Origin of the sequence: Nocardioides nitrophenolicus (assembly GCF_016907515.1) — a bacterium.
Lineage (GTDB): Bacteria > Actinomycetota > Actinomycetes > Propionibacteriales > Nocardioidaceae > Nocardioides > Nocardioides nitrophenolicus.
In genome coordinates, this window is the sequence record NZ_JAFBBY010000001.1 from 3,455,060 (window position 1) to 3,475,807 (window position 20,748).

The following is a 20,748-nucleotide window of genomic DNA, read 5'->3' on the forward strand; positions in this document are numbered from 1 at the left end:
AGGCGCAGCGCGTGACGGGCTCCAGTGCCACGCTCCGCTGGAGCGTGATCGGGCTGCTGCTCGGCGTCGTCGTGGCCGCGCTCGGCGTGAGCGGGTGGACCCTCGTCGACAAGGGCGTCCCCGGCAACCCGGGCAAGAAGCTCGACTCGCTGCTCGACCCGCCCCGCGACGAGTCCGCCGACCGCGAGCAGGCGCTGGCCGCCGGCCGCGTCTTCGTCCAGCGGTTCAACACCTACGGCCCCGACCTGCTCGACAGCGCCGGGAAGATGCCCGACTACGCCGCGGTCGGCGAGCTGATGACGGCGAAGTTCCGCACCGTCTTCGACAAGAACGTCGGGTACGCCGAGGAGACGGTCAAGCAGACCCAGATCGACCGCAAGGGCACGCCGTACGCCGTCGGCGTGGCCAGCATCGACGACGACTCCGCCGAGCTGCTGGTCGCCGGCATCGTCCAGTTCGCCTATCCCTCGCCCGCCGACGGCAGCGAGCAGGTCCAGCTCGAGCCGCTGCGCTTCCGCTACGAGGTCTCGCTGGTCAAGCAGCACGGCACGTGGCTGGTCGACGACCTCGACGACCTCGACGACGAACTGCCCTCCTTCGGCGAGGCGTCGATCCCCGAGGGCGGCACGGGCGGCACGGGCGGCACGGGCGGCACGCCCACCGAGCAGCCGAGTGGCCAGCCGAGCGGGGAGCCCAGCGGCCAGCCAAGCGGGGAGTCGAGCGGGGAGTCGAGCGGCCAGCCGTCCGCGAGCACGGGGGAGGGGCAGTGAGCACCAACCTCTACGACCTCCTCGACGTGGAGGAGGACGCCACCGAGGACCAGATCCGGGCCGCGTGGAAGAGCGCGATCGCGGACCTGGACCCGACCGAGCGCCGGTTCCGCGCCTACAGCGACGCCGCCGGCGTCCTGCTCGACCGCGACAAGCGGGCGGCGTACGACGCCGAGCTGGCCGCCGAGCGCGCGGCCGAGCAGGCGGCCCAGCAGGCGGCCCAGCAGGCGGTCGAGGAGGTGCCGGCCGACGTCCCGGCCGCGTCCGCCCCGACCCTGGCAGCCGCCGCGCCGGCGGACGCCGCGGACGCCCCCGGCGCGCGGGCCGCGGGCCCGGGCAAGGTCGCGCTGATCGTCACGGCGGTGGCGGCGGTGCTGGCGGTCGCCCTGGCGGTGACCCTGGTGCTGACGCCGGGGGCCAGCGGGAAGCAGTCGGCGAAGCAGATCGCGCAGGCCAACCAGCGGGTCGAGAGCGCGGCGATCGCCGCCGAGGGCGCGGCCGAGCAGATGGTCGGGCCGGTGCTGTCGTACGACCACAAGACCATGGCCGCCGACCTCGAGCGACTGCGTGGCTACATGACCGAGAGGATGGCGGAGAAGCAAGCCGCCGGCTGGCCCGCGCTCACCAAGGAGGCCGAGTCCCAGCAGGTCGTGGTCGAGGCCAAGTCCGCCGGCACCGCGCTGACCCGGGTGAGTGCGAACGGTCGTCGGGCCACGGTCGTGGTGTTCATCGACCAGTACGTCACCAAGGCCGACCAGGATCCGTTCGTGCTCCGGATGTGGGCCACGCTCGTCCTGGTCAAAGCGGCCGGCAGCGACGCGCGCTGGCTCCTCGACAAGCTGTGCACCGACGACCGCTGCGAGGAGTGATCCGGCGCACCCCGCCGGCCAGCGGTGGTAGCAGCGTCGTGCCGGGTCGCGTCGTGCCGGGTCGCGCCGTGCCGGGTCGTGCCGGGTCGTGTCGTGCCGGGTCGCGTCGTGCCGGGTCGCGTCGTGCCGCTGTAACACGCTGTCCACCTGACCACCTGGCGGTTGTCAGCAGAAATGCGGCCTGTACGGGCCGTTATCTGCTGACAACTGGCGCCCAGTCGCGTGGACAGCGTGTTACAGCGTCGGTCGGCCCGCACCGGACGAGCCCCGCACCGGACGAACCCCGCGGCCGACGACCCCCCCGCACCCGACGAGCCCCCGCGACGCCGGGAGCACCGCGGGTTCGCCCCGGCCCCGCTGCTTGACCTCGCGGCCCGCGCCGAGCATGATCGGCGAACCGGATTCCACCGGCCGCCGATGGGACCGCTCCTCGACTGCGTGAGTGTTGCGCAGTCGACATTGTGGAGCGCTCAGGTGTCGTGTATCGTGGCTCCTTGCGCCTGCCCTCAGATGCGCTTCGGCCTGCCCGGTGGCCGATGACGTGGTGGGTCAGGGCGCTCTCGAAGAGTCGAACCCGTCGAAGGACAACTCTTGGCCGCGCGCACCACCCCCGGTAAGTCCCGCATCTCCTTTGCGAAGATCACCGAGCCGCTGGAACTCCCGCAGCTCCTCTCGCTCCAGACCGACAGCTTCGACTGGCTGATCGGCAACGAGGCGCACAAGTCCCGGATCGAGGCCCGGATCGCATCCGGCATCGACGCCACCTTCAAGTCCGGCCTCGAGGAGATCTTCGAGGAGATCTCCCCGATCGAGGACTTCTCCGAGACGATGTCGCTCTCGTTCGAGAACCCGGTCTTCTACGACCCGAAGTACACCGTCGACGAGTGCAAGGAGAAGGACCTCACCTACTCCGCGCCGCTCTACGTCTCGGCCGAGTTCACCAACAACGAGACCGGTGAGATCAAGGGCCAGACGGTCTTCATGGGCGACTTCCCGCTCATGACCCCCAAGGGCACCTTCGTCATCAACGGCACCGAGCGCGTCGTCGTCTCCCAGCTCGTCCGCTCGCCGGGCGTCTACTTCGAGCGCACCGCCGACAAGACGTCCGACAAGGACATCTTCACCGCCAAGCTGATCCCGAGCCGCGGCGCGTGGCTGGAGTTCGAGATCGACAAGCGCGACATGGTCGGCGTCCGCCTCGACCGCAAGCGCAAGCAGAACGTCACGGTCCTGCTCAAGGCCCTGCAGGCCATCGCCGAGGACACCGGCGAGGAGTACGACTACGAGGCCGTCATGGCCGACCTGCGGCAGTACGAGTCGATCCAGCTGACCGAGGAGAAGGACAACACCCAGGGTCCCGACGACGCGCTGCTCGACATCTACCGCAAGCTGCGCCCGGGCGAGCCGCCGACGCGTGAGGCCGCGCTGACCCTGCTGAAGAACTACTACTTCAACCCGAAGCGCTACGACCTGGCCAAGGTCGGTCGCTACAAGGTCAACAAGAAGCTCGGCTCGCACGAGGCCTTCGACCAGCAGACGATGACGATCGCCGACATGGTCGCGACCATCAAGTACATCGTCCAGCTCCACAACGGCGACCAGCACGTCACCGCCATCGGCGGCGAGGTGCTCAAGGACGCCGACGGCAAGGACCTGCCGGTCTCCGCCGACGACATCGACCACTTCGGCAACCGTCGCATGCGCACGGTCGGCGAGCTGATCCAGAACCAGCTCCGCACCGGCCTGGCCCGCATGGAGCGCGTGGTCCGCGAGCGGATGACGACCCAGGACGTCGAGGCGATCACGCCGCAGTCCCTGATCAACATCCGCCCCGTGGTCGCGGCGCTGAAGGAGTTCTTCGGCACCTCACAGCTCTCGCAGTTCATGGACCAGACCAACCCGATCGCCGGTCTGACCCACAAGCGCCGCCTGTCCGCGCTCGGCCCGGGTGGTCTCTCCCGCGACCGCGCCGGCATGGAGGTCCGTGACGTCCACCCGTCGCACTACGGCCGGATGTGCCCGATCGAGACGCCGGAAGGCCCCAACATCGGTCTGATCGGCTCGCTCGCGTCCTACGGACGGATCAACCCGTTCGGCTTCGTCGAGACGCCGTACCGCAAGGTCGAGAACGGCCGGGTCACGGACCAGATCGACTACCTCACCGCCGACGACGAGGACCGCTACGTCATCGCGCAGGCCAACGCCGTGCTCGACGCCGACGGCAACTTCGTCGAGGACCGGGTGCTGGTGCGCCTGCGCCAGGGCGAGGTCTCCGAGATCCCCGGCGACGAGGTCGACTACATGGACGTCTCGCCGCGCCAGATGGTGTCGGTCGCGACCGCCCTGATCCCGTTCCTCGAGCACGACGACGCCAACCGCGCGCTCATGGGCGCCAACATGCAGCGTCAGGCCGTGCCGCTCATCAAGAGCGACAGCCCGATCGTCGGCACCGGCATCGAGTTCCGCGCCGCCGTCGACGCCGGTGACGTGGTCGTGGCCGACAAGGCCGGTGTGGTCAAGGAGGTCTCCGCCGACCTCGTCGAGACCATGAACGACGACGGCACGTACTCCTCGTACCGCCTCGCGAAGTTCAAGCGCTCCAACCAGGGCACCTGCATCAACCAGCGCCCGCTGGTCGAGGCGGGCGACCGGGTCGAGGTCGGCTCGCCGATCGCCGACGGTCCGTGCACCGACATGGCCGAGATGGCGCTGGGCACCAACCTGCTCGTGGCGTTCATGCCGTGGGAGGGCCACAACTACGAGGACGCGATCATCCTCAGCCAGCGCCTGGTGCAGGAGGACGTCCTCACCTCGATCCACATCGAGGAGCACGAGGTCGACGCCCGCGACACCAAGCTGGGCCCGGAGGAGATCACCCGCGACATCCCGAACGTCAGCGAGGAGATGCTCGCCGACCTCGACGAGCGCGGCATCATCCGGATCGGCGCCGAGGTGTCGACCGGTGACATCCTCGTCGGCAAGGTCACGCCCAAGGGCGAGACCGAGCTGACCCCCGAGGAGCGCTTGCTCCGCGCGATCTTCGGTGAGAAGGCGCGCGAGGTCCGCGACACCTCGATGAAGGTGCCGCACGGCGAGTCCGGCACGGTCATCGGCGTGCGGGTCTTCGACCGCGAGGAGGGCGACGAGCTCCCGCCGGGCGTCAACCAGCTGGTCCGCGTCTACGTCGCGCAGAAGCGCAAGATCTCCGTGGGCGACAAGCTCGCCGGCCGTCACGGCAACAAGGGCGTCATCGCCAAGATCCTGCCGATCGAGGACATGCCGTTCATGGAGGACGGCACGCCGGTCGACGTCGTGCTCAACCCGCTGGGCGTGCCGCGACGGATGAACATCGGTCAGATCCTCGAGCTGCATCTCGGCTGGCTCGGCAAGCAGGGCTGGCACATCGACGCCGACCTGCAGGACGAGGACTGGGCGAAGCGGCTCACCGCGATCGGCGCGGCCGAGGCCCCGGCCGGCTCCAAGCTAGCCACGCCGGTCTTCGACGGTGCCCGCGAGGACGAGATCACCGGTCTGCTCGGCGCCACGCTGCCCAACCGCGACGGCGTCCGGATGATCGGCGAGAACGGCAAGGCCCACCTCTTCGACGGTCGCTCCGGCGAGCCGTTCAAGAGCCCGGTCTCGGTCGGCTACATGTACATCCTCAAGCTCCACCACCTGGTCGACGACAAGATCCACGCGCGCTCGACCGGCCCCTACTCGATGATCACGCAGCAGCCCCTGGGTGGTAAGGCCCAGTTCGGTGGCCAGCGGTTCGGCGAGATGGAGGTCTGGGCGATGGAGGCGTACGGCGCCGCCTACGCCCTGCAGGAGCTGCTGACCATCAAGTCCGACGACGTGCCCGGTCGCGTCAAGGTCTACGAGGCGATCGTCAAGGGCGAGAACATCCCCGACTCGGGCATCCCGGAGTCGTTCAAGGTCCTCGTCAAGGAGATGCAGTCGCTGTGCCTCAACGTGGAGGTGCTGTCCCAGGACGGCTCCACCATCGAGATGCGCGACGCCGACGAGGACGTCTTCCGCGCCGCGGAGGAGCTGGGCATCGACCTGTCCCGTCGCGAGAACCCCTCCGTCGAAGAAGTCTGAGCGTGACGGCGGTACGGCCCACGGGTCGTACCGCCTCCCTCAGTCCCCAGCCTCACCTTTCACAGAACTAACGAAGGACAGCAGCCACCGTGCTCGACGTTAACTTCTTCGACCAGCTTCAGATCGGCCTGGCCACCGCGGACGACATCCGGACGTGGAGCCACGGCGAGGTCAAGAAGCCGGAGACCATCAACTACCGCACGCTCAAGCCCGAGCGTGACGGCCTCTTCTGCGAGAAGATCTTCGGTCCCACCCGGGACTGGGAGTGCTACTGCGGCAAGTACAAGCGGGTCCGCTTCAAGGGGATCATCTGCGAGCGCTGCGGCGTCGAGGTGACCCGCTCGAAGGTCCGCCGTGAGCGGATGGGCCACATCGAGCTCGCCGCCCCGGTGACCCACATCTGGTACTTCAAGGGTGTCCCGAGCCGCCTCGGCTACCTGCTCGACCTGGCCCCGAAGGACCTCGAGAAGGTCATCTACTTCGCGGCCTACATGATCACCGCCGTCGACGAGGACGCCCGCCACCGCGACCTGACCTCGCTCGAGGGCAAGATCCAGCTCCAGCGCGAGTCGATCGAGAAGCGCCGCGACGCCGGCCTCGAGGACCGCACCAAGAAGCTCGAGGAGGACCTCGCCGCCCTGGAGGCGGAGGGGGCCAAGGCCGACCAGCGCCGCAAGGTCCGCGACGGTGCCGAGCGCGAGCTCAAGCAGCTGCGCGACCGCGCCCAGCGCGAGCTCGACCGCCTCGACGAGGTGTGGGACACGTTCAAGAGCCTCAAGGTGCAGGACCTCATGGGTGACGAGGTCCTCTACCGCGAGATGAAGAACTGGTTCGGCAAGTACTTCGAGGGCCACATGGGCGCCACGGCGATCCAGAAGCGCCTGCAGTCCTTCGACCTCGACGCCGAGGTCGAGAGCCTGCGCGAGACCATCGCGACCGGCAAGGGCCAGCGCAAGGTCCGCGCCCTCAAGCGGCTCAAGGTCGTCGAGGCCTTCCGCAAGACCGGGAACAAGCCGCAGGGCATGGTCCTCGACGCCGTCCCGGTCATCCCGCCGGACCTGCGCCCGATGGTGCAGCTCGACGGTGGCCGGTTCGCGACGTCCGACCTCAACGACCTGTACCGCCGCGTCATCAACCGCAACAACCGCCTCAAGCGGCTGCTGGACCTGGGCGCGCCCGAGATCATCGTCAACAACGAGAAGCGGATGCTCCAGGAGGCCGTCGACTCGCTGTTCGACAACGGCCGTCGTGGTCGTCCCGTCACCGGCCCGGGCAACCGGCCGCTGAAGTCGCTGTCCGACATGCTCAAGGGCAAGCAGGGTCGCTTCCGTCAGAACCTGCTCGGCAAGCGCGTCGACTACTCCGGTCGCTCGGTCATCGTGTCGGGGCCGCAGCTCAAGCTGCACCAGTGCGGTCTGCCCAAGCAGATGGCGCTCGAGCTGTTCAAGCCGTTCGTGATGAAGCGTCTCGTCGACCTGTCGCACGCGCAGAACATCAAGTCCGCCAAGCGGATGGTCGAGCGCGCCCGCCCGGTCGTGTGGGACGTCCTCGAAGAGGTCATCACCGAGCACCCGGTGCTGCTCAACCGGGCGCCCACCCTGCACCGCCTCGGCATCCAGGCCTTCGAGCCGCAGCTGATCGAGGGCAAGGCCATCCAGCTCCACCCGCTCGTGTGCACCGCGTTCAACGCGGACTTCGACGGTGACCAGATGGCCGTGCACCTGCCGCTGTCCGCCGAGGCCCAGGCCGAGGCGCGGATCCTGATGCTGTCGACCAACAACATCCTCAAGCCGTCCGACGGCCGTCCGGTGACCATGCCGACCCAGGACATGATCATCGGCCTGTTCTTCCTCACCACCGAGCGTGGCGAGGCGACGGTCGAGGTCGACGGCGAGACCCGCCTGCGCACCTTCACCTCTCCGGCCGAGGCGATCATGGCCTATGACCGGGGCGAGATCGCGCTGCAGGACCGGGTGCGCATCCGGCTGACCAATGTCGCCCTCGATGGCGTCGAGGAGGGTGTGGCCACCCTGGTCGAGACCACCCTGGGCCGCACGATCTTCAACGACGCGCTCCCGGCCGACTACCCCTACGTCAACGAGGAGGTCGGCAAGAAGCGCCTCGGCGCGATCGTCAACGACCTCGCCGAGCGCTACCCCAAGGTCGTCGTCGCGGCGTCCCTGGACGCGCTCAAGGACAACGGCTTCCACTGGGCGACCCGCTCCGGTGTGACCGTGTCGATCGACGACGTCATCACGCCTCCCAACAAGGCCGAGATCCTGGCCGTGCACGAGGAGTCGGCGGCCAAGATCCAGAAGCAGTACGAGCGTGGTCTGGTCACCGACGAGGAGCGCCGCCAGGAGCTCATCGAGATCTGGACGAAGGCGAGCCAGGAGGTCGGCAAGGCCCTGCGCTCCACCTTCGAGGCCAACCCGACCAACCCGATCTACGTGCAGGTGCACTCGGGTGCCTCGGGTAACTTCAACCAGATCAACCAGGTCGGCGCGATGCGTGGTCTGGTGGCCAACCCGAAGGGCGAGATCATCCCGCGGCCGATCAAGGCCAACTTCCGCGAGGGTCTCTCCGTGCTGGAGTACTTCATCTCCACCCACGGCGCCCGAAAGGGTCTGGCGGACACCGCGCTGCGGACCGCCGACTCGGGCTACCTGACCCGTCGTCTGGTCGACGTGTCGCAGGACGTCATCATCCGCGAGGAGGACTGCGGCACCGAGCGCGGCCTGCCCAAGACCATCGGCGTCGACGACGAGAACGGCGTGGTGATCAAGGACGAGAACGCCGAGACCGCGGCGTACGCCCGCTCGGCCGCCAAGGAGATCACCCACCCCGAGACGGGTGAGGTGCTCGCCGCCGCGGGTGAGGACCTCGGTGACGTCAAGATCGCCGAGCTGATCGAGGCCGGCATCAAGGAGGTCACGGTCCGCTCGGTGCTGACCTGCGACGCCCGCACCGGCACCTGCGCGAAGTGCTACGGCCGCTCGCTGGCCACCGGCAAGCTGGTCGACATCGGCGAGGCGGTCGGCATCATCGCGGCCCAGTCGATCGGTGAGCCCGGCACGCAGCTGACGATGCGTACCTTCCACACCGGTGGTGTGGCCTCGGCCGACGACATCACGCAGGGTCTGCCCCGCGTGGTCGAGCTCTTCGAGGCCCGCACCCCCAAGGGTCACGCCCAGATCTCCGAGGCCGCCGGCCGGGTGCAGATCGAGGAGACCGACAAGGCGCGGATCATCGTGGTCACCCCCGACGATGGCAGCGAGGTCAAGGAGTACCCCGTGTCCCGTCGCTCGCGCCTGCTCGTCGAGGACGGCGGCCGGGTCGAGGTGGGCGACAAGTTCACCGCCGGCACCGAGGACCCGAAGGAGGTGCTGCGCATCCTGGGTGTGCGCAAGACCCAGCAGCACCTCGTCGACCAGGTCCAGGAGGTCTACCGGTCGCAGGGCGTGTCGATCCACGACAAGCACATCGAGATCATCGTGCGGCAGATGCTGCGCCGGATCACGGTGCTCGAGTCGGGTGACACCAACCTGCTGCCGTCCGACCTCGTCGACCGGGTCCGGTTCGAGGAGGAGAACCGCCGCGTGGTCTCCGAGGGCGGCAAGCCGGCCTCGGGTCGCCCGGAGCTGATGGGCATCACCAAGGCCTCGCTCGCGACCGAGTCGTGGCTCTCGGCGGCCTCCTTCCAGGAGACCACCCGAGTGCTCACCGACGCCGCGATCAATGGCCGCTCCGACAGCCTGCGCGGCCTGAAGGAGAACGTGATCATCGGCAAGCTGATCCCGGCCGGCACCGGCCTGGAGCGCTACCGCAACATCCGGGTCGAGCCGACCGAGGAGGCGCGCGCCGCGGCGTACGCCGTCACGGGCTACGAGTCCTACGACTACGAGTTCGGCAACCAGGGCCAGGCCGTGGCGCTGGACGACTTCGACTTCGGTTCCTACCAGAACTGAGGCCGGTCACCGAGGGCCCTCCCGAGCACTGCTCGGGAGGGCCCTCGGGCGTTCGCGGGGGCGCTCAGTCAGGGTTCAGGCGAGGGCGCCGGCGAGTCGCGCGCCCACCGCGGCGATGGTGTCGGCGTCGCCCTCGACCCCGGGCTGCCAGGGCAGGGTGAGCCGGTCGCGGGTCTTGTCGACGTAGCGCGGGATGACGTGCAGGTGGAAGTGGAAGACGGTCTGCCAGGCGTCGGCGCCGCAGCAGTTGAGCAGGTTGACGCCGTCGGCGCCGAGCTCGCTCAGCACCGTCCTCGCGATCCGCTGGGCGGCCAGGGTGACCTCGCTGAGATCGGCCGGCTCGATCTCGGTGAGATCGCGGCTGTGCCGCTTGGGGATCACCAGCAGATGGCCCTCGGAGGCGGGCCGGATGTCCATGAAGGCGTAGGTCGTCGCGTCCTCGGCGATCTTCACCGACGGCACGTCACCGGCCACGATGCCGCAGAACAGGCAGGAATCGGTCATGGACCGACTCTAGGAGACGCGGCCGGCAACCTCCGGCCGCCGCCGTTCGTCCTACGTATATGAACAGGTTCCTGCTTCTGCCCGCCGCCGCGCTCCTGGTGGCGGCGGGGTCGCTCTCCGTGCCGGCCTCCGCTGACACCGCTGACACCGCTGACACCGCTGACACCGCAGCCACCGTGCGCGCCGCCGTGCCGCGCTGCCATGACGCCGACCTGCGCGCCCGCTACCGCGCCACCGATGCCGGCGCCGGGCACCGGTTCGGCAAGATCGTCCTCACCAACGTCTCCGGCCACCGCTGCCGCACCGGCGGCTTCGGCGGCCTGTCGTACGTCGGCGACGGCAACGGCACCGAGATCGGCGCGCCCGCGACCCGGGACGGGACCGCGCGGCGCTTCGTGCTCGCCCCCGGGCAGCGCGCCGTGAGCCGGGTCGACGAGAGCGTCGCGGAGAACTACGCCCCCGCGACCTGCCGGCCGCACCCGGTCGACGGGTTCCGGATCTACGTCCCGAACGCGACCCGCTCGCAGTTCGTCGCCCACCCCACCACCGGCTGCCTGAACCCCGCGGTGGAGCTGATCGCGCACCGCGCCTACCGCAAGCGGGGGTGAGCCCCGGCGCCGCGGGACCGCCCGGGCCTGTGGCCCGGACGGCCCCGCGCCCTTTCCTCTCAGGAGCCCCGTGGGGGTGGGCTCAGCGCCGGACTCGCCGGACGGGCGAGACCGAGACCAGATCGGGCCGGCCGGGCGCGCTCGCGGTGATCCGGACCGCGAGGCGGCGGCCGCGGTCCGCCTTCCGGATCCGGTACGACGCCGCGGTGGCCCGCTTAATCGGCTTGCCGTTGCGCAGCCACTGGTAGGAGTACGTGCTGGCGGACGCGGTGAGCTGGGGCAGGACGGCGCGGAGCCTCGCGCCGACCTCGGCCCGTCCCCTGAGCCCGGCGGTCGTCGTCGCCGTCCACCCCGAACCGGTCGTCGGTGCGGGCAGGGTGGGCGTGGTCGGGGTGGGGGTGGTCGGTCCGCCCGGACGGGCCTGCACGATCACCCAGGGCAGGCCGGCGTTGCCTGCGTTGAACGCACAGGGCAGCGTGACGGGGCGGTAGCCCGGATGTCTGTAGGACTGCTCGCAGGAGATCCGGGACCCGAGCAGCTCCGGGGTGAGCAGGAGCTGGTGGCCGGTGTCGCCCCGCGTGGTGTCGTCGATCGTCCAGAGTGTCTCGACGTACTGGGGGTCGGGGAGGAGGCCGGCGCGAGTGACCGTCAAGGCCTCGCCGACGTAGGGGACTTCCGGCACCGAGGGATGGGGGCCGTAGTAGTAGAAGTCCTTCAGGTCCTCTCCCGCCGCGCTCTGTTGACCTGCCGTGGTCGTGAGCACACAGCTCAGGAGCAGGAGAGGGAGCAGTGCAGGTCGTCGGTGGATCGTCATCGGGGCACTCGTCTCGCCGGGCTGTGGGAGACCAGGTCGGGCCGTCCTGGCGAGATCGCGGTGATGCGGACGGCGATCCTGCGTCCGCGGTCGGCCTTGCGGACCTGGTACGTCGCCTTGGTGGCCTTCGTGATGGGCTTGCCATTGCGCAGCCACTGATAGGAGTACGAGGCGGCGGGACCGGTGAGCTGGGGCAGGACCGCACGGAGGGACTTGCCGGGCTTGGCCTTGCCCTTGAGGCCGGCGCCGGTCGTCATGCTCCAGGCGGCTTCGCTGCCGGGGTCCGGGCCGTCGGTGGGCGCGTCGGCGATGGTGACGCTCTCGGCGCCGCCGGGGAAGGTGCAGGGGACGGCGAGGTCGGAGTAGCCGGTCCTGACGAAGACCTGGTGGCAGGAGAGGGTCCTCCCGAGGTGGGCGCGGGTGAGGGTCAGCTGGTTGCTGGTGGCGACGGTGTCGCCGTCGATGACCCAGCGGGTAGCGGCGGGGGCCGCGGTGGGAGTGACTGTCCCGTCGGCGAGGGTCAGGGTGCCGCCGACCCTCGCAGCGCCGCTCACCCGTGGGGGGCTGTCGACCTCGAGAGCGGGTGGCACGACCCGGACGGCGCCGCTCCGTTCGCTGGTGACGTCCAGGTAGCCGGTGCGTTGCGCGACGGCGACGAGGTCGACGGCGATGGTCTTGCCGACGTCGGTCGGATGGACGGTGTAGAACTCGCCGTCGCCGACCTGCTCGTCGTCGGCGTACCACCGATAGGTGACGCTGTGCGGCTCCGGAGTGATCTCGGCCCTGACGATGCGCAGCCGGTCGCCCGGGCGGGCGGTGACGGGATCGCCTTCGATGCCGGGCTGACGGCTCACCTGCAGCGGCCCGGGCTCGACGAGCAGGTCGCCGACCCGATCGGTCTGGGTCTCGCGATAGCCCAGGACCCAGCCCCAGGCATACACGGAGACCCGCTTGCCGAGGAGCTCCGGTCCCGGGGCGAAGACAGGACCCCGGCCGACCCGTTCACCATCGACGATCCAGGTGTAGCCGAAGGAGGTCGACGGAGCGGGGTCGAAGACAGCGCCCGAGACGCGGAGCTGGTGGCCGACTCTGGCGTGGGTGGGAGAGCCCTCGATGACGGGCTGGCCGACGACCTTCAGCGGTCGGACGACCTCGACGTTGATCGTCCGCCTGGCGACTCGTCGGACTCGGTCGGTCGTGGTGACCACGAGCTGGCGCGAGCCCGGCTGGGAGGTGTCGACGGAGCTGCCGGAGGTGATCGGGACGCCATTGTCGGTGGCGGCGCAGGAGACGATCGCGCCCCCGGGATCGTCACAGGAGAACTGGAGCGGATAGCTCTTCCCGACATCCAGTACGTCCTGGTGGGCGACGCCGCCGACGGTGAGGACGGGGTCGGTCACATCGACGCCGACGCCGTACCTGGCAGTCGCGGACGAGTTGTCCTTCGCGGTCGCCGTGATCGAGATCATGGTGCTGCCCTCGGCCTCGATCCGCAGCGCGAGCGTCGAGCCGCTGACGCTGCCCGATCCTGTCTGGCTGCCGCTGAGGGAGTACGACAGGGTCGCGACGCCGCTCGAGGCACTCGCTCTCAAGGTGACCGCGACCGGGCCGTCGTACCAGCCGATCCAGGGACCAGTGCCCTGGCTGGGGCCGACTTCCACGCCGATGACCGGTGCGGTGATGGCGGGCGCCCCGGCCCGAGCCGGGACCGCGCAGAGGGCGGCCAGCGCCGTCGCGAGGGCGAAGATCGTCATGAGGCGGCGCTTCACGGGGACTCCTTGGTTCGAGAGCGGATGCGGCGTCGGTCAGCGGCTGACCCGGAGGGCCTTGGCGGTGGACACGACGACGCCGCCCGTGGGAGAGGTGGCGGTGATGCGCACGGTGACCTTCCGCTTCCGGTCGTTCTTGCGGACCTTGTAGGTGGCCGTGGTGGCCTTCTTGATGGCCTTGCCATTGCGCAGCCACTGATAGGAGTACGAGGCGGCGGGCCCGGTGAGCTGGGGGAGGACCGCGCGGAGAGTCTTGCCGGGCTCGGCCTTGCCCTTGATCCTGGCCGGGCTCGTGACGGTCCACGCGGTGTCGCTGCCAGGGCCGCCGGCACGGGTGCCGGGGATGGTGACGCTGGTGGCGCCACCGGGGAAGGTGCAGGGGAGGACCAGGTCGGCATAGCCGGGTCTGGTGAAGAGCTGGTTGCAGGCCACGACGCGGCCGGCGTGGGCGCGGGTGAGGGTGAACCGGTTGCCGGTGGCCACGACGGCGCCGTCGACGGTCCAGTGACTGCCGGCGGGCGGGGTGGTCGGGCTGACGGTGCCGTCGGTGATGGTCAGGGTGCCGCCGACGTCGGCGATGCCGGCGACCACGGGGGACGTCTGGTCATCGAAGGAGTTCGGCCCGACCTTGACGGACCCGACGCGAGCGCTGACGGTGTCCAGGTAGTTCGCGTCGGCTGAGACGGCGAACGCGTCCATGGCGATGGTCTTGCCGGCGTCGACCGGCTGGACCCGGTATTCCCTGCCGGTGCCGACCTGCTGGCCGTCGGCATACCACCGGTAGGTGATGCTGCTGGGGATGGGGGTGAAGGTGGCATCGGTGGCCGTGAGCACGGCGCCCGGGCGGACGGTGGCCGGATCGCCCGTGATGGTGGGCTGTCTGGTCACCTGCAGGTCGTCTTGGACGAGGATCTCGGCGGTGGGTAGCGGACGCGTCGTGTTGCTGAAGTCGGGCGGTCCGTCCGAGCAGACCACGCGGAGGGAGATCCGCTTGCCGCGATGCGAACCGGCTGGTGTGAAGGTCGCCTGATTGGAGGCGTGAACGCCGTCGATGTACCACGCGTAGTTGAGCGCGCCCGGGGTGGGCTCGAACCCGACGCTGGCGCGCAGCTGCTGGCCGACCTTGATGACGGTGGGGTTGCCCTCGATCATCGGCGGTCTGGTGAGGGCGTAGCGGGTGATCTGGTAGGTGACCGTCTCCAGGGCGGTGCGGCCGACCCGGTCCTTCGCGGTGACGACGAGGGTGTGGGTCCCGGCCTGGGAGGTGTCGATCCGGCTGCCGGAGGTGAAGGGGATGCCGTCATGGGTGGCGGTGCAGGAGACGATCGCGCTGGCGGGGCCTCCGGGATCGGCGCAGGAGTAGTCGACGGCACGGTTCTCGTTGCGGGGTACGCCACTTTCCCGACTGAGGTTGACGGCCCCGGCCGTGGGATCGGTGCGGTCGATCCCGACGCCGTAGCTGCGGGTGGCGGTGTTGCCGGCGGTATCGGTGGCGGTGATCTCGATGGTGGTCAGTCCCTCGGCGGAGATGGTGACCGGGAGCAGCGCTCCGACGATGCTGCCGTCGCCGGTCTGGGCGCCGGTGAGCCGGTAGGACAGGCGGGCGATGCCGTCGTCGTCGGTCGCTCTCAACACGGCAGAGACGTTGTCCTTGTACCAGCCGACCCAGGCCCCCTGACCGTCGCTGGCTCTGACGTCGACCGTGATCACCGGTGGCGTGGCGGCGGTGAGCGCGTCAGCGCGCGGTCCGGGAGCGACGGCGAGCGCGGCGGCCAGGGTCAGGGCGCAGGTGGTCAGCAGGCGATGTCTCATGACGGGGGGGTCCTCGAATGGGTGCGGCGCGGGTCTCAGCGGATGCGCTTCGGCTTCGCGGTCGAGACGACGACCGCGCCGGTGGCGCTGGTGGCGGTGATGCGGACGGTGACCTTGTCTCGCCGGTCCGTCTTCCGGAGCCGGTAGGTCTTCGTGGTGGCGCCCTTGATCGGCGTGCCGTTGCGCAGCCACTGGTAGGTCCAGGTCTGGGCGGGAGCGGAGAGCTGGGGCAGGACGGCACGCAGCCTCCTGCCCACGGCCGGCTTGCCCTTGACCGTCGCGGCGCTCAGCAGGCTCCAGGAGCCGGCGGCGGGACCGCCCGGACCGGGACCGCCCGGACCGGGGCCGCCCGGCGCGGGAGCCCGCGGGACGACGCGGACCGCGGCGGTCCTCGCGCTCGGCGTATCGAAGTGGTCGGGATGGGTGGCCACGGTCATCAGCCGGACCGAGGCGCCGACGTGCTCGTCGCCGGGCGTCCACGTGGGGTCGGTGCCGACGAGCTCGTCGCCGACGAACCACAGGTAGGTCACCTGCTCCGGCTCCGGGGCGAAGGTGCCGCTGTTCGCGCGCAGTACGTCGCCGGGCGCGACGGTGACGGGATTGCCCCCGATGGTGGGCTGCTCCACGACGACCATCGGGGACAGGGCTGGACGGACCAGGACGCTGCCGACCGCGACCGTGACGGTCTCGCCGTACTCACTGCCGGATCCCGAGCCGACGGCTCGCACGGAGATGCGCCTGCCGAGGTGCTCCGTCGTGGGTGTGAAGGTGGTGCCGTGGGCGACGACGAAGGCGCCGTCCCACCACTGGTAGCTGATGGAGTCCGGCGTGGGCTCGAAGGTCCCGCCCTCGACCCTCAGCTGCTGGCCGACCCGGACGACGGTCGGGTTGCCGGTGATCACCGGCGGGCTGACGATCCTCAGCTCCTTGCGCCCGACCTGGTAGCCGAGGATGCGCTCGGAGCGCCGACCGACCCGGTCGACGGCCGTGACCTTCAGCTGGTGCGGGCCCGCGGTCCCCGTGGCGAGAGCACCCCCGGAGGTGAACGGAGCGCCGTCGTTGGTGGCGGTGCACGACACGATGGCGCCGCCCGGGTCGGTGCAGGAGAACTCGGCTCGCCGGAGCTCCCCGTTCTTCAGGGTCGTGCCGTCGGTGAGACCGGTGATCGCGGCCGTCGGGTCGGTGAGGTCGATGCCGACGCCGTACTTGAGCTGGGCGACGTTGCCGGAGCTGTCCCTCGCATCGATGACGATCGTGGTGAGGCCTTCCGTCCCGATCACCGTCTCCAGCCTCGCGGGTGGCGAGGTGGTGCTCCCCACGCCGGTCTGTGCGCCGTCGAGCCGGTAGTAGAGGAAGGCGATGCCGGTCGAGTCCGAGGCCCGGATGGTCGCCGCGGTCGAGGACCGATACCACCCGACCCACGCTCCGGTGCCGTGGCTGGGGGCGATCTCGACCCAGATGGCCGGCGGCGTCGTGTCCGGGGCGGGGTCGGCCTGCGCCGCTCCGGCCGCGGTCAGCGCCAGAGCGAAGGAGGCGAGGAGTGCGACCAAGAGGCGGGCCCGGACGGCGATGGACAGGGCGCGCTGTCGCAGGGGCGTGGTGACCGTCATGGGCCGAGCCTCGGCGCTGCCACGGCCCGGACGACAGATGAGACTTGCCCGACTTCTCGGGACATCGGGCCGGGACATCGGGCGGCCGCGGCGGGTGCCTGGCCCGCGATGCCCGCCGTGGCGCGGGCCAGGGCGAGCATCGCGAGCCGTGGGCGTCCGCAGGGCCGGCGCCGCGTCATCGGTGCACCCGTTTCGGGGTGGCGACCGAGACGGTGTCGGCGCGGTGCGCGGTCGACGCCGTGACGCGCACGGTGACCTTGCGCCCCGCGTCGGCCTTGCGGAGCTTGTAGGAGGCGCCGGTGGCGCTCTTGATGGGCTTGCCGCCGCGCAGCCATCGGTAGGAGTAGGACGTGGCGGGACCGGAGAGCACGGGGAGGACGGCGCGCAGCCTCGTACCGACCCTCGCCCTGCCCTTGAGTGCTGCTGCTGTGAGCACGGTCCAGGCGTGACCGGCGACGGTCACGGTGGTGGCGCCGCCGGGAAAGACACACGGCGCGTGGACGTCGGTATAGCCGTCTCGGCGGTAGACCTGCTCGCAGCCGACCGGTTGGCCCACGTCGGCACCGGTCAGGGTGATCTGCTCGGCATCGACCCTCCGGGATCCGACGGTCCAGATGGTTCTCGTGACCTCGGGCGCGGGGTCGACGCTGGCAGGGGCGGCGACGCGGAGGCTCGCGCCCTCGACCGGCGCGGTGGTCACGGAAGGGCGGCCGGTGACGCTCAGGTCCGCAACGACGCGGACCGTGTCCGTCTGGTCGTACTCCGTCGGGGCATAGCCGTCCCGGGTTCCGGTGGCCACCACCTTGATGTCCACGCCTAGGTGCTCGCGGCGGGCCACGAAGGTGCGGCCCTCGTGGACCGTGCTGCCCCACGCGTCGGTCCAGCGGTAGGTGACGCCCGTCGCGGCGGGATGGAACGTCGGGGGTACCACGGTGTAGGTCTGGCCGACACGGAGATGGTCGGGATGGCCTTCGATCCGCGGGGGCTCGACTCCCTCCAACCTCGGGTCCACCACGGTGTAGGCGAAGGACCTCTCGGCCCGGCGTCCGACGGCGTCGACGGCCGTGACGGTGACCGTCCGTGGCCCGTTGGTCTCGGTCGGCACCAGGTCGCCGGAGGTGAAGGGGGTGTCGGCGATCCGGCCGGCGCAGGAGATGACCGCGGTGGGCTGGTCGGCGCAGGTGTAGACGAGCGGGCGTACCTCGCCTCGGCCGATATCGAGCGTGGTGGTCGCGCTCCCGCTGAAGGCGATAGTCGGGTCGCTCAGGTCGAGCCCGACGCCGTAGGCCCGGGTCGCCTCGTTGCCGGCACAGTCCCGAGCGGTGACGGTCAGCGTGGTGACACCCTCGTGGGTGACGGTGTGCCCGGTCGGCGCGCCGCCGCTGCCGCCCCACCCGGTCTCGGCGCCGGTCAGCCGGTAGAGCAGCGCGGTGAGGCAGCGGTCGTCGTCGACGGCATTGATGGCGACGTCGACCGGGCCGGCGTACCAGCCGACCCAGGCGCCCCGCCCCGGGCTGTCGGGCACGGTGATGTGGATCGTGGGTGGAGTGGTGTCGGCGGCGTGGGCCGGGCCGGCGACGCTCGCCCCGGCGCAAGCCAGGGCGAGCGTCGCGAGGAGCCGGCGGCTCCGTGGACGGTGGTGCATCAGCGCCGAACCCTCTTCGCCGCGGAGGTGGACACCACGTCCGGCCGGTGCGGCGTGGAGGCGGTCACCTGCACGCTGATCCGGCGCTTGGCGTCCCCCTTGCGCACCTTGTACGTCGACCCGGTGGCCCCGGCGATCGGCTTGCCGTTGCGCAGCCACTGGTAGGTGTGCGTCGTCGCGGGGCCGGAGAGCTGCGGCACGACCGCGCGGAGCACCTTGCGGACCTTCGCCCGGCCAGTGAGCCCGGCGGGCGCCTGCACGGTCCAGGCGTTCCCGGTGACGCTCACCTCGGTGCGGCCGTCGGCGAACCGGCAGGGGGTGCGCACGTCGGCGTACCCGGGCCGGGTGTGGACCTGCTCGCAGCTGATCCGCCGCCCGACGTGCTCGCCGGTCAGGGCCAGCCGGGGGGCGTCGGTCTCGACGACGGCGCCGTCGATGGTCCAGAGGTTGGCGATGTTCTGCGGCTGCGGCGTCACCCGCGGTCCGGCGATGCTCAGCACCCCGCCCTCGTGTGCCGTCCCGGTCACGATCGACTGGCCGTCGACCTCGAGCGCGCCGGCGACGGCCAGCACGCTGCCGACCGTGGGCGTCGTCCCGTCGTCGTGGTCCGCGCGGACACCGACGGCGTACATCGAGATCCGCTTGCCGAGGTCGGCGGCTCGCACGACGTAGGTCGGGCCCTCGCCGACCGACTCTCCGCCCACCTGCCAGTGGTAGTCGACCCGGGTCGCCTTGGGCGCGAAGGTGCCACCGGTCGCGGTGAGGGTCTGGCCCACCCGGGCCGTGGTCGGGTTCCCGGTGATCGACGGGTTGCCGGTCACCTGGAGCAGCGGGTCGGCCACCGTGTAGGTGAAGGTCCGCTCGTTCCAGCGACCGACGGCGTCGATCGCGGTCACCTGGACCGCGTAGGTCCCGTTGGCCTGGGTCGGCACCGGCTCGCCGAAGCCGAACCGCTCCTGGCCGATGCGGGCCTGGCAGGACTTGATCGCGGTGGGCACGTCGGTGCAGGTGATCGTCAGCGGCCGGTTCTCGCCGCGCCGGATGGTGCGGCCGTCGGTGGCGCTGCCGCCGAAGGCGATCGTCGGGTTGGTGAGGTCGACGCCGATGCCGTAGGTGCGGGCCGCGGTGTTGCCGAACAGGTCGGTGGCGACCACGTCGAGGGTGGTGACGCCCTGGGCGTCGACGGTCAGCGCGACGCCGTGCTGGTCGGTCTGGCCGGTGCCGGTCTGGGCGCCGGTGAGCTCGTAGTCGACCGTGACCACGCCCAGGTTGTCGGTGGCGTAGACGTGCACCGTCACCGGCTCGGCGTACCAGCCGGCCCAGGCGCCGGTGCCCGGGCTCTCGTCGACCTCGATGAAGATGGTCGGCGGAGTGGTGTCGAAGGCCGTCGGCTCGGCCCGGGCGGGGGAGGCGGTCGCGGTGGCGGCCGCGGCCGCGGCCGTCGCCACCACCGCGGCGGCGACGGCACGGCATCTCATGACTGCGCCGCCGTGATCGGGCTGCGGCCGACGGCCAGCCAGATGCCGGCGACGACCAGGCCGACGATGATCATCGACGGCAGGCCGGGGACGCCGGTGAGGAACACCGCGACCAACAGCGCGGAGGCGAGCAGCGCCGAGAGGGCGCCCAGGCCCCGGGAGACCAGGCGCTCGCGGAAGGCCATCCAGGCCAGCCCGTAGGCCGAAGCGAGCAGCGGGATGAAGGCGATGTAGGGGCTGAAGTCCGTCATGATGTAGTAGCTGTAGACGCCGGCCGCGTCGTAGGTGTCGCCCTCCGCGCCGGACGGGAGGTAGTTCCCGACCGCGCCGCGCCAGCCGTAGGTCAGCGTCACCAGGGCCGCGGTGGCCAGCACGCCGTACGACACGGCGGTGGCGCCGGAGGAGCCGGGGAAGCGACGCTCGACCCGGTGCCGCCACAGCACGGCGGCCGCGATGAGGAGCAGGGCGAGGACGTAGCCCACCGCGCCCGAGAGGCGGTAGGGCACATGGTCCAGGCCGAGCACGTCCTCGGCGGTGACCGGGTAGTCGAAGTCGCTGCCGTTGGCGTCGGGGCGGCCCTCGAGGAAGAGCGCGACGATGCCGAGCAGGCCGCACAGCGAGATCAGCAGCGGCCAGGCGGTGAAGCCGCCGGCGGCCGGCGCGGCCTCCGGCGCGGGGGCGGACGGGGGTCGGGGGGTGGTTTCGTTCATGCTCCGAGACTCGGCAGGTCGACGGCCCGGGCGTCAGGTCATCGCGTCCTGACCTGTCGGGCCGTGCCTCGGGACATCGGCCGGGACATC

General features: G+C 70.8%; 13 protein-coding genes. 5 read left to right on the forward strand and 8 right to left on the reverse strand.

The annotated features are described in order from the left end of the window. The first annotated feature begins 11 nt into the window (after positions 1–11). The 4 genes from JOD66_RS16895 (at position 12) to JOD66_RS16910 (ending at position 9,708) form a co-directional block, all read left to right on the forward strand. Entirely contained in the window at positions 12–770 is a 759-nt protein-coding gene (locus JOD66_RS16895) for a hypothetical protein (protein WP_204838005.1), read from the forward strand. Then, positions 767–1,639 (forward strand): J domain-containing protein, encoded by an 873-nt coding sequence (locus JOD66_RS16900; protein ID WP_204838006.1) that lies wholly within the window; start codon positions 767–769, stop codon positions 1,637–1,639. Before JOD66_RS16895 ends, JOD66_RS16900 begins: the two co-directional genes overlap by 4 nt. A gap of 591 nt (positions 1,640–2,230) precedes the next feature. Further along, positions 2,231–5,740, forward strand: a complete 3,510-nt coding sequence (gene rpoB / locus JOD66_RS16905) for a DNA-directed RNA polymerase subunit beta (protein WP_204838007.1) — start codon at positions 2,231–2,233, stop codon at positions 5,738–5,740. Between the two features lie 89 nt (positions 5,741–5,829). After that, positions 5,830–9,708 carry a DNA-directed RNA polymerase subunit beta' gene (locus tag JOD66_RS16910; RefSeq protein WP_204838008.1) on the forward strand — a complete coding sequence of 1,293 codons (3,879 nt, stop codon included), beginning with the start codon at positions 5,830–5,832 and terminating at the stop codon, positions 9,706–9,708. A 75-nt stretch (positions 9,709–9,783) separates the two neighbouring features. On the opposite strand, the gene JOD66_RS16915 is transcribed toward JOD66_RS16910, so the two are convergent. After that, complete coding sequence (locus JOD66_RS16915) at positions 9,784–10,212, reverse strand: HIT family protein (RefSeq protein WP_204838009.1); 429 nt, start codon at positions 10,210–10,212, stop codon at positions 9,784–9,786. 59 nt (positions 10,213–10,271) lie between these two features. Between JOD66_RS16915 and JOD66_RS16920 the strand changes: the two genes are divergently transcribed. After that, complete coding sequence (locus JOD66_RS16920; protein WP_204838010.1) at positions 10,272–10,820, forward strand: DUF4232 domain-containing protein; 549 nt, start codon at positions 10,272–10,274, stop codon at positions 10,818–10,820. Positions 10,821–10,902: 82 nt separating this feature from the next. Here the strand turns inward: JOD66_RS16920 and JOD66_RS16925 are convergent, their stop codons facing one another. The 7 genes from JOD66_RS16925 to JOD66_RS16955 form a co-directional block, all read right to left on the reverse strand. After that, positions 10,903–11,634: a hypothetical protein gene (locus tag JOD66_RS16925; protein WP_204838011.1), complete on the reverse strand. Its 732-nt coding sequence runs from the start codon at positions 11,632–11,634 to the stop codon at positions 10,903–10,905. Beyond that, positions 11,631–13,403 (reverse strand): hypothetical protein, encoded by a 1,773-nt coding sequence (locus tag JOD66_RS16930; RefSeq protein WP_204838012.1) that lies wholly within the window; start codon positions 13,401–13,403, stop codon positions 11,631–11,633. The genes JOD66_RS16925 and JOD66_RS16930 overlap by 4 nt, the downstream gene beginning before the upstream one ends. Positions 13,404–13,439: 36 nt before the next feature. Then, complete coding sequence (locus tag JOD66_RS29165) at positions 13,440–15,215, reverse strand: hypothetical protein (protein ID WP_204838013.1); 1,776 nt, start codon at positions 15,213–15,215, stop codon at positions 13,440–13,442. Between the two features lie 35 nt (positions 15,216–15,250). Beyond that, positions 15,251–16,825, reverse strand: a complete 1,575-nt coding sequence (locus tag JOD66_RS16940) for a hypothetical protein (protein ID WP_204838014.1) — start codon at positions 16,823–16,825, stop codon at positions 15,251–15,253. A 175-nt stretch (positions 16,826–17,000) separates the two neighbouring features. Continuing rightward, on the reverse strand, positions 17,001–18,470 hold the full coding sequence (locus tag JOD66_RS16945; protein WP_204838015.1) for a hypothetical protein: 1,470 nt from the start codon (positions 18,468–18,470) through the stop codon (positions 17,001–17,003). Beyond that, positions 18,470–19,948 (reverse strand): hypothetical protein, encoded by a 1,479-nt coding sequence (locus JOD66_RS16950; protein ID WP_204838016.1) that lies wholly within the window; start codon positions 19,946–19,948, stop codon positions 18,470–18,472. The genes JOD66_RS16945 and JOD66_RS16950 overlap by 1 nt, the downstream gene beginning before the upstream one ends. After that, entirely contained in the window at positions 19,945–20,658 is a 714-nt protein-coding gene (locus JOD66_RS16955) for a hypothetical protein (protein WP_204838017.1), read from the reverse strand. Before JOD66_RS16955 ends, JOD66_RS16950 begins: the two co-directional genes overlap by 4 nt. Positions 20,659–20,748: the final 90 nt, after the last annotated feature.